The 13398-nt window shown below is 70.6% G+C and carries 13 protein-coding genes; 3 read left to right on the top strand and 10 right to left on the bottom strand.

The features are described from left to right. Positions 1–5 precede the first annotated feature (5 nt). Positions 6–920 (bottom strand): MarR family transcriptional regulator, encoded by a 915-nt coding sequence (locus ACWIHT_RS07380; protein WP_456165355.1) that lies wholly within the window; start codon positions 918–920, stop codon positions 6–8. 177 nt (positions 921–1097) lie between these two features. After that, positions 1098–2054, bottom strand: a complete 957-nt coding sequence (locus tag ACWIHT_RS07375) for a LysR substrate-binding domain-containing protein (protein WP_456165353.1) — start codon at positions 2052–2054, stop codon at positions 1098–1100. A gap of 134 nt (positions 2055–2188) precedes the next feature. Between ACWIHT_RS07375 and ACWIHT_RS07370 the strand changes: the two genes are divergently transcribed. Beyond that, complete coding sequence (locus tag ACWIHT_RS07370; RefSeq protein WP_456165351.1) at positions 2189–2740, top strand: peroxiredoxin; 552 nt, start codon at positions 2189–2191, stop codon at positions 2738–2740. A 6-nt stretch (positions 2741–2746) separates the two neighbouring features. Then, positions 2747–3286, top strand: a complete 540-nt coding sequence (locus ACWIHT_RS07365) for an alkyl hydroperoxide reductase (RefSeq protein ID WP_456165349.1) — start codon at positions 2747–2749, stop codon at positions 3284–3286. 30 nt (positions 3287–3316) lie between these two features. Here ACWIHT_RS07365 and ACWIHT_RS07360 read toward each other — a convergent pair whose 3' ends face one another. The 4 genes from ACWIHT_RS07360 to ACWIHT_RS07345 all read right to left on the bottom strand — a co-directional run bounded on the left by ACWIHT_RS07360 (position 3317) and on the right by ACWIHT_RS07345 (position 8303). Continuing rightward, positions 3317–4651: an AI-2E family transporter gene (locus tag ACWIHT_RS07360; RefSeq protein WP_456165347.1), complete on the bottom strand. Its 1335-nt coding sequence runs from the start codon at positions 4649–4651 to the stop codon at positions 3317–3319. 140 nt (positions 4652–4791) lie between these two features. Further along, positions 4792–5481 (bottom strand): aggregation-promoting factor C-terminal-like domain-containing protein, encoded by a 690-nt coding sequence (locus ACWIHT_RS07355; protein ID WP_456165345.1) that lies wholly within the window; start codon positions 5479–5481, stop codon positions 4792–4794. A gap of 412 nt (positions 5482–5893) precedes the next feature. After that, positions 5894–7219 (bottom strand): PhoH family protein, encoded by a 1326-nt coding sequence (locus tag ACWIHT_RS07350; RefSeq protein ID WP_200690892.1) that lies wholly within the window; start codon positions 7217–7219, stop codon positions 5894–5896. 310 nt (positions 7220–7529) lie between these two features. Then, entirely contained in the window at positions 7530–8303 is a 774-nt protein-coding gene (locus ACWIHT_RS07345) for an isoprenyl transferase (RefSeq protein WP_456165342.1), read from the bottom strand. Between the two features lie 661 nt (positions 8304–8964). On the opposite strand from ACWIHT_RS07345, the gene ACWIHT_RS07340 reads away from it, so the two are divergent. Then, positions 8965–10125: a winged helix DNA-binding domain-containing protein gene (locus ACWIHT_RS07340; protein ID WP_456165340.1), complete on the top strand. Its 1161-nt coding sequence runs from the start codon at positions 8965–8967 to the stop codon at positions 10123–10125. A gap of 1 nt (position 10126) precedes the next feature. On the opposite strand, the gene ACWIHT_RS07335 is transcribed toward ACWIHT_RS07340, so the two are convergent. The 4 genes from ACWIHT_RS07335 to ACWIHT_RS07320 all read right to left on the bottom strand — a co-directional run bounded on the left by ACWIHT_RS07335 (position 10127) and on the right by ACWIHT_RS07320 (position 13300). After that, positions 10127–10912: a class I SAM-dependent methyltransferase gene (locus tag ACWIHT_RS07335; protein WP_456165338.1), complete on the bottom strand. Its 786-nt coding sequence runs from the start codon at positions 10910–10912 to the stop codon at positions 10127–10129. Between the two features lie 63 nt (positions 10913–10975). Next, a complete protein-coding gene (locus ACWIHT_RS07330; protein WP_456165336.1) occupies positions 10976–11848 on the bottom strand; it encodes an LLM class flavin-dependent oxidoreductase in 873 nt (290 codons plus the stop codon). Between the two features lie 40 nt (positions 11849–11888). After that, the gene (locus ACWIHT_RS07325; protein ID WP_456165334.1) at positions 11889–12461 is read right to left on the bottom strand and encodes a dihydrofolate reductase family protein; all 573 of its coding nucleotides are present in this window, start codon (positions 12459–12461) and stop codon (positions 11889–11891) included. Positions 12462–12547: 86 nt separating this feature from the next. Then, complete coding sequence (locus tag ACWIHT_RS07320; protein ID WP_456165332.1) at positions 12548–13300, bottom strand: prepilin peptidase; 753 nt, start codon at positions 13298–13300, stop codon at positions 12548–12550. Between the last annotated feature and the right edge of the window lie 98 nt (positions 13301–13398).

Here is a 13398-nt window from a genome sequence, read left to right as displayed (position 1 = left end):
CCGGTTCATTTCGAGGTTCCGTTCCGCAGGCGGAAGAACCCTTTCCAGCCCGCCCCGCTCTTTTCGGGGACGAGAGATTCGGTGATGCCGCTGGCCCCCGGATTACGGCGGGGCAGCGCGGTGGGCGCGGTGGGCACGGTGAACTGCGGTGGCGCGGGCGCCGGTTCACGACGGCGCAGGACGGGCGCCTCGGCCGGCACCTGGACCGGGATCGGCACCGGGGCGTCCGCGCACTCCAGCAGACCCTCGGCGAGCATCCGCGCGACCTCGGCGGTGACCGGGTAGACCCCGCGCCCGGTACGGAAGGCGAGATCGCGGGCGGTACGGCGGCCGTCGACATGGGCGAGCAACTCCCGTTGCAGCATGCCGAGTCCGGCCTCGGCGGGAACCTCGGCCGGGGCCCGGGGGCGTTCCCGGTCGGGCCGTACGGGATACGGCAGCGCGGCGATCGCGGCGAGTTTGCGGGCCCCGTCCTGGAGCAGCCGGATCGGGGGTTCGCCGATGCCTACGGGGGCGAACGGCCGTGCCTCCGGGGCGCGTTCGCAGTCGTCGACGTCTCCGGCGACGACCGCGAAGGCCGCGTCGTGCAGGGCCAGCACGCAGACGATCCGCAACTGGGCGGCGCCCGCGTACCCGTGGGCGATGAGTCCGGCCACCGGCCAGCGCGAGCCGCCCGACTCCCGTACCAGATCGGCCCATTGCTCACCGCTGACCCGGCCGGAGCGCAGCAGCAGCGCCTCGGGGCCCGGCGCGCCGGGGCTCTCCACCGCGATGACGAGCCCGCCGCGCAGATGGAAGATCCCGCCGGGTCTGCCGGACACCCGCAGTCCCCCGGTGAACTCCTCGCGCCCACAGGCCGAGAGAGCCGCCGCGAGCAGGTCGTGACCGACCCGGCCGAGGGAATCCCGAATGCCCGACATCACTCCCCTAGGCTTTTCGTACACGCAACTGACGTGTAGCGCTGAGGGGTGAAGGTGTATCAGTCCGAGCGCATATTCCGGCGGGGTTCTTCCTACCTGCCTGCGGGTGACGGAAGTTGAGAATTCCCGCCGTTCGATTTCCTTTGTACGGAGCTCATTTGACCGAACAGGGCCGGGTCAGTTGCCGGTGCCCAACACCCTTACCGGCAGCGGTCGCAGGGCCTCGCGGAGGGCGGCGGCCAGCTCCTGGTACTCGGCGCGACGGGCCGCTCCGGTGCGCATCGCGAGCGCGATCCGACGGGTCGGGGCGGGCTCGCTGAAGTATCCGGTGAGGAGCAGCTCGCTGCGGGTCGTCTCGACGCGCACGGCGGTGCGCGGCAGCAGCGTGACCCCGAGCCCGCCGGCGACGAGCTGTACGAGCGTGGAGAGCCCGGCGGCGGTCGTAGTGACGGGAGCGTCCGCCCGCCCCGCCTCGCGGCAGATGTCGAGAGCCTGGTCGCGCAGGCAGTGCCCCTCGTCCAGGAGCAGCAGATTCAGCTCGCGCAGCGCCTCGCGCGGGATGCCGCTGCGCCCGCCGAGCGGATGGCCGAGCGGGGTGACGAGCACGAAGTCCTCGTCGAACAGCGGGAGTTCGACCACTCCGGGCACCCCGAGCGGCACGGCGAGCAGCAGCAGGTCGAGGCGACCGGTGGTCAGCCCCTCCAACAGGCTCGCGGTCTGCTCCTCGTGCACCTGGAGGTCGAGGTCCGGGTACCGGTCGTGCACCAGCCCCAGCACGGTCGGCAGCAGATACGGCGCGACGGTCGGGATCACCCCGAGGCGCAGCGCCCCGGTGAACGGCGCCCGCACGGCCTCCGCCTCGGCAAGCAGCGCCCCGACCTCGTCCAGCACGGCCCGCGCCCGTACGGCGAGCCGCTCACCGGCGGGCGAGAGCAGCACCTTGCGGGTGGTGCGCTCCAGGAGGGTCACGCCGAGGGTGTCCTCCAGGGCGGCGACGGCACCGGACAGGGCGGGCTGGCTCATGCCGATCGCGGCGGCTGCGTCCCGGAAGTGAAGGTGCTCGGCGACCGCGGAGAAGGCGCGCAGCTGGGCCAGGCTGGGCTGGCGTCTCTTACTCGTATTACTAACGGTCACTGATAACCGCCTCCGATCAACACACCCCAGTGTAGCTATTTCCACAATCAATGCACGTTGTGCCAGGATCGGGGCCGACCAACCCACGAGAAGCATCCATTCCGCTTGGGTGTTTTCCGCTGCGAGGAGAGCCAGTGCTCACTGTCGGTGACAAGTTCCCGTCGTTCGATCTGACCGCCTGTGTCTCGTTGGAGAAGGGCAAGGAGTTCGAACAGATCACCCACAAGACCTATGACGGTTGGCTCGTGGTTTTCGCGTGGCCCAAAGACTTCACGTTCGTGTGCCCCACCGAGATCGCCGCGTTCGGCAAGCTGAACGACGAGTTCGCCGACCGGGACGCCCAGGTGCTCGGCTTCTCCGGCGACTCCGAGTACGTCCACCACGCCTGGCGCAAGGACCACGACGACCTGCGCGACCTGCCGTTCCCGATGCTGGCCGACTCCCGGCACGAGCTGATGCGGGACCTCGGCATCGAGGGCGAGGACGGCTTCGCCAAGCGCGCGGTGTTCATCGTGGACCCGAACAACGAGATCCAGTTCTCGATGGTGACCGCGGGCTCGGTCGGCCGTAACCCCAAGGAGGTCCTGCGGGTCCTCGACGCGCTCCAGACGGACGAGCTCTGCCCGTGCAACTGGACCAAGGGCGAGGCCACGCTGGACGCGGGCGCGCTGCTCGCCGGGAAGTGAGCTGACATGTCGCTGGACGCCCTGAAGTCCGCCATACCGGACTACGCCAAGGACCTGAGGCTCAACCTCGGTTCGGTCATCGGCAACTCCGACCTGCCCGCGCAGCAGCTGTGGGGCACGGTCCTCGCGACGGCGATCGCGTCCCGATCGCCGCTCGTGCTGCGGGAGTTGGCGCCCGAGGCGAAGGCCCACCTGTCGCCGGAGGCGTACACCGCGGCCAAGTCCGCCGCCGCGGTCATGGCGATGAACAACGTCTTCTACCGGACGCGGCACCTGTTGTCCGACCACGAGTACGGCACCCTGCGGGCGGGGCTGCGGATGAACGTCATCGGCAACCCCGGGGTCGACAAGGTCGACTTCGAGCTGTGGTCGTTCGCCGTGTCCGCGGTCAACGGCTGCGGGATGTGTCTCGACTCGCACGAACAGGTGCTGCGCAAGGCGGGCGTCGAACGGGACGTGATCCAGGAGGCGTTCAAGATCGCGGCGGTGGTGGAGGCGGTGGGGGTCACGCTGGAGGCGGAGGCGGTACTGGCACCTCTCGACTGACGGTGAACGGGTGGGTGGTGGGGAACGCTGTTACGGGGCCTGGTTCGGGGGTGGGGTGTCGGCCGGCGTGGATGACACCGCCGTAGCGCCCCTCGGCTTCGGGGAGAGCCGAGGGGGCGGCTCCGTGCCCTGGGCGTAGGCCTTCAGGTAGCTCACCACCGTGTTGGTGACCGCCACCAGCGGGACTGCCACCACCGCTCCGCCGATCCCCGCGATCATCCCGCCCGCCGCGACCGACAGCACCACCGCGAGGGGGTGGACCCGGACCGCCCGGCCCAGGATGAACGGCTGGAGGATGTGGCCCTCGATCTGCTGGACGGCGAGCACGACGCCCAGGGTGAACAGGGCCGTGACGACGCCCTGGGTGACCAGCGCGACGACGACCGCCAGCGCGCCGGACGCCACCGCGCCCACCAGCGGGATGAACGAGAACAGGAAGATGAAGACGGCGAGCGGCACGGCCATCGGCACACCGAGGAAGTAGATCCCGATGCCGATGCAGACCGCGTCGATGAACGCCACTATCACCGTGCCGCGGACGTAGGCCGTGAGCGTGCGCCAGGCGCGCGGGCCCGCGCCCGCCATCGCCGGCCGGGCCGCCGCGGGCACCAGCTTCAGCGCCCACTGCCAGATCCGCGGGCCGTCGTAGAGGAGGAAGAGGGTCGAGAAGGCCGTCAGCAGGATGCCGGTCAGGGCCTCGACGATGACCTGGACGCCCTCCAGGCCGAACGACGTGATCTGGTCGGTGTTGGCGCCGATCGCCTCGCGGAGGTTCTTCGCGATCTGGTTGATCTGCTTCTCGGTGACGTGGAACGGGCCCTTGAGCAGCCAGTTGCGCAGATCGTCGACGCCGTTCTGGACCTGGTCGGAGAGGTTGTCGATGTTGGCCATGACCTGCCAGGTCACGAACCAGCCGATCAGCCCCATCACGACGAAGCCGAGGATCGCGGTGAGCGCCGTGGCCACCCCGCGCGGAAAGCCGTAGCGGATCAGGGCGGCCACCGTCGGCTGGAGCAGTGCCGTGATGAGCAGGGCCGCCGCGAAGGCCAGGACCACCAGTTGGACGGCGCTGATGACCCGCATCAGGACCCAGACCGTGCCCGCCAGGACCAGCAGCCGCCAGCCCGCCTCGGCGGCCACCCGCACACCCCAGGGCACGGCGAGCGCCGGCTCGGGGCGGTCACGGTCGATGGCGACGGGTTCCGGTACGGGGTCGGGTGCCGGGGGTTCGGGGTCGGCGGCCGGCAACTCGGGCCCGGCGTCGGTGTGTTCCTTCGCCACCTCGGCGCGGCGCTCGTCCAAGCGCTCCCCCATCTCGCTCAGCCCGTTGCCCAGCCGACCGAGCCACCCTGGCACTCGCGACATGATCCGACCTCTCCCCCCGCCTGTCCCCACCCCACTCCCCCTTGGAGCCGTTGCGTGTCCGACCGTACAGGGCGAAGGCCCCTCCCCCTAGGACGGGGAGGGGCCTCGCGAGGTTGAGCGGCCCGGGACGGGCGTACGACCTAGTACCAGCTGTTCGCCTGCCAGAACGACCAGGCCTCGCACGGGCTGCCGTAGCGGCTGTCCATGTAGTTGAGGCCCCACTTGATCTGGGTGGCGGGGTTGGTCTGCCAGTCGGAGCCGGCGGAGGCGTACTTGCCTGCGGGCAGTGCCTGGAAGAGACCGTAGGCGCCGGAGGAGGCGTTGACGGCGTGGTAGTTCCAGCCGGACTCGTGGGACACGATGTTGCTGAAGCACTGGAACTGGCCGCTGGGCACCATCTGGGCTGCCATGGCCTGGATCTGTGCGGTCGTGTACGAGCTCTGCACGGGGAAGCTGGAGGAGGAACGGCTCGCCGCGGACTTCGCCTCGGCACGCTCCTTCGCATCCTTCTCCGCCTTCTCGGCAGCGGCCTTCTTGGCGACCGCGGACTTCGCGGCGGCCAGGCGGGCCGACTCCTCGGCGTCCTTCTTGGCGCTGGCGTCGGCCTGGATCGCCTGAGCGTCGGCCTGCTGCGTCAAGGAAGCGGTCTGCACCTGGGCCTGCTGGCCCGTGGGGATGTCCGCCAGGAGCGTGGTGTCGGCTGCCGTCGTCTCGGCGTCATTGTTCTGCGCCTGAGCGACGCTGCCAGAGGCAACGCCCACGACGCTTCCGACGGCGGTGACCGCGGTGGCCGAGGCCACTGCGAATCCCCGGACCGAAATCCGGCTCACACGGTTTCCTTCCAGCATCGTCCGCTTCGGTGACCCTGGCGGACGCAATCGTGCCCCTGAACGCTGGCCTCCCAACTACGGGGTCACGGGAGGCACGGGCCCGGTGGGCAACTCCCGCTCGGGGAGCGCCGCGTGAAGAAGCGGGCGGCATACGACTTCGCTGTGGAGTTGGCTGTGATGCTCAAGTTGGTGCGTACCGCTGGGGGTACACGTGTGTCGTATGCGGGGCCTGACAGGAATGAGACTCTGCCGTAACCGGACGCCGAGTGGCAATTCTGAGTTGCGTGTGAAAGCTCACATCCCGTTTGCCCCAGGGGATTTGGAGAAAGAGCGGGACGCCAAAGCGCCGCCCCGCTAAGCTCATCGGCTTCGCGGGACGGCGCCAACTGGCCTGAATCCGGCCTGAATTACCTCAGATTTGACCGTCCTCCAGCATTTCGGTCACAAGCGCCGCGATCTGGGACCTCTCGGACCTGGTGAGCGTCACATGCGCGAAGAGCGGGTGGCCCTTCAGCTTCTCCACCACGGCGACGACACCGTCGTAGCGACCGACCCTCAGGTTGTCCCGCTGCGCCACGTCATGGGTGAGAACCACCCGTGAATTGGCGCCGATCCGGGACAGGACGGTCAGCAGGACGTTCCGCTCCAGGGACTGCGCCTCGTCCACGATCACGAACGCGTCGTGCAGCGAGCGTCCGCGGATGTGGGTGAGCGGCAGGACCTCCAGCATCCCGCGGGCGGTGACCTCCTCGATGACCTCGCGGCTGGTGACCGCGGACAGCGTGTCGAAGACCGCCTGGGCCCAGGGGCCCATCTTGTCGGCCTCGGAGCCGGGCAGATAGCCCAGTTCCTGTCCGCCCACCGCGTACAGCGGGCGGAAGACCATGACCTTCTTGTGCTGGCGGCGCTCCAGGACCGCCTCCAGGCCCGCGCAGAGCGCGAGCGCGGACTTGCCGGTGCCGGCCCGGCCTCCCATCGACAGGATCCCGATGTCCGGGTCGAGCAGCAGATCCAGCGCGATGCGCTGCTCCGCGCTGCGGCCCTTGATGCCGAACGCCTCCCGGTCGCCGCGCACCAGCCGGACGTTGCCGTCCGCGGTGACCCGGCCCAGCGCCTTGCCGCGCTCGGACTGGATCGTCAGACCGGTGTGGACGGGGAAGTCGGCGGCCTCCGGGACATAGATGTGGCCTTCCTCGAAGAGGATGTCCACCTGTTCGCCGGTCAGGGTCAGTTCGGACATTCCGGTCCAGCCGGAGGAGCCCGTGATGGCCAGTTCCGCGCGGTACTCCTCGGCGAGGAGCCCGACGGACGAGGCCTTGATCCTGAGCGGAAGGTCCTTCGACACGACGGTGACGTCGTACCCCTCGGCCTGCAAGTTGCGGGCGACCGCGAGGATGCGGGAGTCGTTGTCCCCCAGGCGGTACCCACTGGGCAGCACGCTGGGGTCCGAGTGGTTGAGCTCGACCCTGACGGTGCCGCCGAGTTCCCCGATCGGGATGGGGGCGTCGAGGCGACCGTGCCGGACCCGGAACTCGTCCAGCAGGCGCAGGGCCTGCCGGGCGAAGTAGCCGAGTTCGGGATGGTGCCGCTTGGCCTCCAGCTCTGTGACCACGACGATCGGCAGCACGACTTCGTGCTCGTCGAAGCGGTTCAGTGCGTTCGGGTCGGCCAGCAGAACGCTGGTGTCGAGAACATAGGTGCGCCGGTCAGGCATACGGCGCTTTGTGCTGGTCACCACGGAAGGACGTACCCCCTCGGAAGAGGTCGGGGAGCGACGGAGAGGAGCTGGACCGGTCCAGGCCGCGATGCGCGGGCCGGAGACCGGCCCTCCGTCTCGCCCGTACTGACCGCACGGTCGAACTGGTGCAAAGGGCCTCCCGGGCGGACGGCCCCGTGCCGTCCGCTGAGATACGACACCCGTGGTTCGGGCGTCGACCTGCTTGGCTTATGCCCTCGAACATGCGCCGCCATGCCACGGCATATGACGACGCCCTGGTGAACTCCTTGTTACTTGTGCACCAAACGGGGTACTCGGGGGGCCTTGTCCGTCATCCGCCGTAACGTCGGTGTCGCGCCGCGTAGTCGCGCATCGCGCGCAGGAAGTCGACCTTGCGGAACGCGGGCCAGAAGACTTCGCAGAAGTAGTACTCGGAGTGGGCCGTCTGCCAGAGCATGAATCCGGACAGCCGCTGCTCGCCGCTGGTGCGGATCACCAGATCGGGGTCGGGCTGTGCGCCCGTGTAGAGGTGCTTGCCGATGAGGTCGACGTCCACGTGGTCGGCGAGCTCCTCCAGCGAGGTGCCCTTGTCGGCGGCGTCCAGGATCATCGAGCGGACCGCGTCGGCGATCTCCTGACGGCCGCCGTAGCCGATGGCGACATTGACCAGTATCCCGTCGATGTGCGCGGTGGACTCCTCCGCCTCCTTGAGGACGGACTGCATCCCCGAGGGCAGCAGGTCGAGGGTGCCGACGTGGTGGACGCGCCAACGGCCGTCCGCGGCAAGGGAACTGACGACGTTCTCGATGATGCCGAGCAGTGGGCCGAGTTCTTCCTGGGGGCGGTCGAAGTTGTCCGTCGACAGCAGCCACAGGGTGACGACCTCGACGTCCGTCTCGCTGCACCAGCCGAGGAACTCCTCGATCTTGTCGCCGCCGGCCCGGTGGCCCTGGACGGTGGTGGAACCCGCGGCCTTCGCCCAGCGCCGGTTGCCGTCCATGATGACGCCGATGTGCTTGGGCACCGACGCGTGGTCGAGATGGCCTCCCACCCTGCGTGCGTAGAACCTGACCAGCAGGCGGCGCAGGGTGTCGCGCACGTTCACGTGTTGTCAGCCCCTCCGTGGATGGCAGTCCCCGGCGTCGAAGCCTACCCCCGCTGGAGCCCCGTTCCCCCAAGGGGTGTCTGGGCTCATCCCGGTTCGGCACGAAGGTCGGTCTCGGTTCGGCGCGGGGCCGGTACGGGCGTCGGCCGGTGCGGGAGGGTGCGAGGGGGGACGCGGGGGGCGCGGGGTTCGTCACCGCGGGGCACAAAAAATCGGGCCGGTCCGTGGGGGGGATACGGACCGGCCCGAGGGGGGGTTTCCACCATAACCCTTCGTAAGTGATGCTGCGTGCATCGGCGTGCCACAACTACTCTCCGGAGTCGGCCGACAACACGGCGAGGGGCCCGGAAGCGCTGATTCCAGCCCTGATCATGGCCGGTTCACAGTGGATTACGAGGAGAACGTGCGGGTTTTCCGCCAGCCCCCGGCGTGTCGCTCTCAGGGGTGACACCGCGAGTGAACGTCCGCTTGACGGGGCAGGGCACCGCGCAGCCCCCTCCTCCGCGCGGTGCCCACCGCGCAGCTTTGCTCACGCGAATTACCTTGGTCCGAACTTACGTGAGGAGATGGCCGGGAAGCGAGTCGATCTCGATAACGATGTGGAAACCGCGTGGAGGTGTGGAGGACATCCGGTGACCTAGTTCGGCCCTAGCGTCGGGGCATGACCGTGAAGATCACTTGGGAGCGAGCGAGCGCCCGCCGTCTCGAACGGCAGTTCCTGGACACCCCGGCCGGGACCGGCACACCGGTCGCCGACGTGGTGGCGTCGATGCTCGCGGCGCACGCGCAGGTGCTGTCCGCGGCGGAGGTGTCGGTGGGGGTACGGGCGGCCGGGCGGACCCGGACGGACGTGCGAGCGGCGTTGTGGCAGGCCGACGGCTCGCCCTCCTCCCTGCTCAAGACCCACGGCCCGCGCGGGACCGTCCATCTGCTGCCCACCCGCGAACTCCCGCTGTGGAGCGCCGCGTTGACCGCGATCCCGGGCACGGGCCGGTTCGCCCCCGCCATCCGGCTCACCGACACCCAGGCCACCGAGGTGGTCGCGGCCATCGCCGACGCCCTCGACGGCGAGACCCTGACCATCGACGAACTCGACGAGGCGGTCGTCGCCCGCACCGGCTCGTGGGCCGGGGACCGGGTGATGCCGGCCTTCCAGGACCTGTGGCCGCGCTGGCGCCAGGTCCTGCACCGGGCGGGCCAGTCCGGCGCCCTGTGCTTCGGCCCGAACCGCGGCCGCAAAGTCACCTACACCCGCCCGCCCCATTTCACCCCGCTCCCCACGACCGAGGCCCTGCGCACACTCGTCCACCGATATCTGCGCTCCTACGGCCCGGCGACCCCACCGGATTTCGCCAAATGGCTCGCGGCGCCCGCAAGTTGGGCGACGACGCTCTTCGAGACCTGCGCAGCCGAGGGCGGAATCGAGGAGGCCGACTTCGAGGGCACGCGCGCATGGGTGGTCGCGGGCGACACGGCATTCCCCGAGGAACCCGTCCGGGGCGTGCGCCTCCTCCCCTACTTCGACGCCTACGTCATCGCCGCCCAGCCCCGCGAGACGCTGTTCCCGGGTGCCGCGTACCGCCGGGCACTGGCGGGCGGGCAGGCCGGCAACTATCCCGTGCTGCTGGTCGACGGGGTGGTGGCCGGAGTCTGGCACCAGCGCAGACGCGGACGGCGTACGACCGTCACCGTGGAGCCGCTGGGACGGCTGACGGCGCGGCAGGAACGGGAGTTGGGCGAGCGGGCGGAACGGGTGGGCGAAGTGCTGGAGGCACGGGCCGAGTTGGTGATCGGGGAGGTCGCCTCAGGGCCGCACGCCTGAGTCACGCGAGCGGCTTGCGCACGTCGAAGAGGTGCCGGGTGCTGTGCGCCACGAACGGGCCCGTGGCCTCGATCCGCTCGTGCAGGGAACGGAGTTGGGGCTCGTAGGCCTCGACCGTGAAGTCCGGGACCATCCAGATCACCTTGCGCAGGAAGTGCACGACGGCCCCGACGTCGTTGAACTCCATCCGCAGCCGCTCCGCCCGCAGGCCGACGATCTCCAGCCCCGCCGCCTCGGCCCCGGCCCGCTCGCGCTCGGGGTCGCGGGCACCGCTCACGTCCTCCGGCTGGGGCCCTAGGAAGTGCTCGACGAGTTCGAACGCGCTGCGGGGGCCCACGTGTTGGGCGAAGTAGGTGCCGCCCGGGCGCAGCACGCGGGCGATCTCCGGCCAGTCGGCGCGGACCGGGTGACGGCTCAGGACGAGGTCGAAGGCGGCGTCCGCGAAAGGCAGTTGAGCCCCCTCGGCCACCGCGACCACCACGACCCCGCGCGAGCGGAGCAGGGCGGTGGCTCTGGCGACGTTCGGCGGCCAGCTCTCGGTGGCGGCGACCAGCATCGGGGGCTGGGCGGCGGCCCGGCTCAGCGCGAAGTCGAGGACCTCGCCTCCCCCGGTCTGGACGTCCAGGACGGTGTTCGCCCAGGTGAGCCGGTCCCCGGCGGACCGGGCGTATCCCCAGGAGGGACGTGCCTCGGTGGCCCGCCCCTCGAACCACGAGAAGTCCCAGCCCTCGGTGGGGACGGCGGCCCCTTCCGCGACGAGATCCTCGAAACTCCTGCTGTTGCCCATGGGCCGATGGTCGCAGGGCGTCGCCGGTGGGCGCTGCCGATTCCCGAAGCGGCGCGGGACCGGTCAGGGGACGAGTGCCCTGACCTCCTCGGCAGCGAAGCGTACGAAGGCCTCCGGGTCGGGTTCGTCGCCGGTCGGCTGGAGGACGACCGTGTCGGCGCCGGCCTCGACAAGGCGCTGGACGGCCTTCGCGACGGCGCCCGCGTCACCGGCGACACCGAGGTCGGGAACCGACTCCAGGCCCTCTTCGGAGAGTTCGGCACGGAGCCGGGCGGCGGCATCGGGTCCGGTGGCGGTGAGGAGATAGACGACGACCTGGTGCGCTTCGGTACGGCCCGCCGACTCCCGTCCCTCGTCGATGAGTTGGCGGGCCCGGCGGACGCCGTCCGGTGCGGTGGACGCGGTGAGGACCGTACCGTCGGCGGCTGCGCCGGAGAGGCGGAGGGTGCGCGGGCCGCCGGCGCCGGCGAGGATCTCGACGGGACCGGCCGGCGGCCAGTCGAGGCCGACGTCGTCGAGCTGGACGTAGCGGCCCCGGGTCGTGAGGCGTTCCCCGCGCAGCAGGGCGCGCAGCGCGTCGAGGTGCTCGCGCAGCAGGGTCACCGGGGACTCGGCGCGTGCGCCGACCTGGCCCATCCAGTCCTGTACGCCGTGTCCGACGGCGAGGACCGGGCGCCCCGGGAACAGCCGGTACAGGGTGGCGGCCTCCATGGCGGTGATGGCGACGTTCCGCAGCGGGACCGGGAGCAGTCCGACGCCGATCCGCACCCGCTCGCTCCAGGCGAGCGCCGCCGCGGCGGCCGAGATCCCGCCCTCGCGGAAGCAGTCCTCCCAGAGCCAGAGCTCTTCGAGCCCGGAGGCGTCGGCGAGTTCGACCACCGCACGGAGTCGCTCGGGGGGAAGTTGGGGCCGGAACACCGCGCCGAGTCCAGTCATGGTTTCTTCCTATCCGGTGGGAGCACGGCGGACAACGGATTTACGGGGCGACCCGCTCGTAGCGCAGCAGGACGACCCCGTTGCCGAAGGCTCGGTTCTCGGTGAGGCGCAGCGCGGTGTGAGCGTCGGCCTCGGGGAACATCCGCTTCCCGCGGCCGATGAGGACCGGATGGACGTACACCTTGATCTCGTCGACGAGGCCGAGCCGGAGGAAGGTGGCGGCGAGGTCGGCGCCGCCGAGGCAGAGGTCGCCGCCGGGCTGTTCCTTGAGGGCGCGCAACTCCTCGGGGACGACCTCGGACACGATGGTCGTGTTCCACTCGGCGGGACCGGCGGGCAGGGTCCGCGAGTACACGGTCTTCGGCTTGTCCCGCCAGATGGCGGCGAACTCGGCGGTGACCGCGGAGGCGTCCGGGTCGGCGTCGGCGGTGGGCCAGTAGGCGGCCATCAGTTCGTGGGTGACGCGGCCGTCGACGAAGGCGCCCATGGGCCTGAGGGTGTCGTTCATGTGCTGGTGGAGTTCGTCGTCGACCAGGTGCCAGCTGATGTCCCGGTCGGGGCCCTCCAGGAAACCGTCGAGGGACACGGACATCATGTAGGAGATCTTCCGCACGGTTACGTCACCTCGTTCGTCGTCGGCTACCAGGTCCCCAGGTCTCCAGGTCTCCGGGTCTCCGGGTCTCCGGGTTCGTCAGCGTCTCACGCCGCCGCCAACGCCCCCAGCACCACGCCCGTGAACGCGCCTCCGAGCATGAACGGCCCCAGCGGAATCGCCGTCTTACGGCCTGCCCGGCGCAGCGCGACCATGCCGAGGCCGTACAGCGCGCCGTACAGCACCCCCGCGAAGGCGCCCGTGACGAGCACCGGCCAGCCGTACCAGCCGAGGGCCGTGCCCAGCGCGAGGGCGAGCTTCACATCGCCGAAGCCCATGCCCGCGGGGTTGATGAGATACAGCGCCAAGTACCCGGCGCCGAGGGCGAGTCCGCCGAGCAGGGCGGTGAGCCAGGAGCCGGCGTCGGCGGGGAGCAGGGCCGCGACGCCGAGGAGCGCGAGGGTGGCGGCGGCGAGGGGGAGGGTGAGGACGTCGGGGAGGCGGTGCACCCGGTAGTCGACGAGCGCGAGGAGCACGGCGACGGGGGCGGCGAGCAGCCAGACGACGAGTTCGGGGTGCGGGCCGGTGGCCGCGGCGAGGGCCGCGCAGACGAGGGCGGTCACGGCGGATACTACGAGGGTGCTGGGGCCGTAGGAACCGCACCGGGGCGAGCCGCCGGTTCCGTCGCAGCGGGCGCGGCCCAGCCAGCCGTCGCAAGGGCCCTCGATCGGGTGGCCGTCGGGGCACTCGCCCTTCCAGGGGTCCTCGGCGTCCACGGAGAGGCGGTGGGCGGCGCGGGGCAGCAGGAGGCCCGACCACGCGCCCCACAGGGCACCCACGACGATCGGAATCAGGCGCACGCAGGGACGATATCGGGGCGGCGGCGGGCGGGGCATGGGTCCGTGGGCCCATGTGGGGCCCACTCCCGGGTGGATGTGAATACGGTCGGTCGACACCG

The organism is Streptomyces sp. NPDC002276, assembly GCF_053891435.1.
This window is presented reverse-complemented; position numbering and strand designations above follow the sequence as displayed.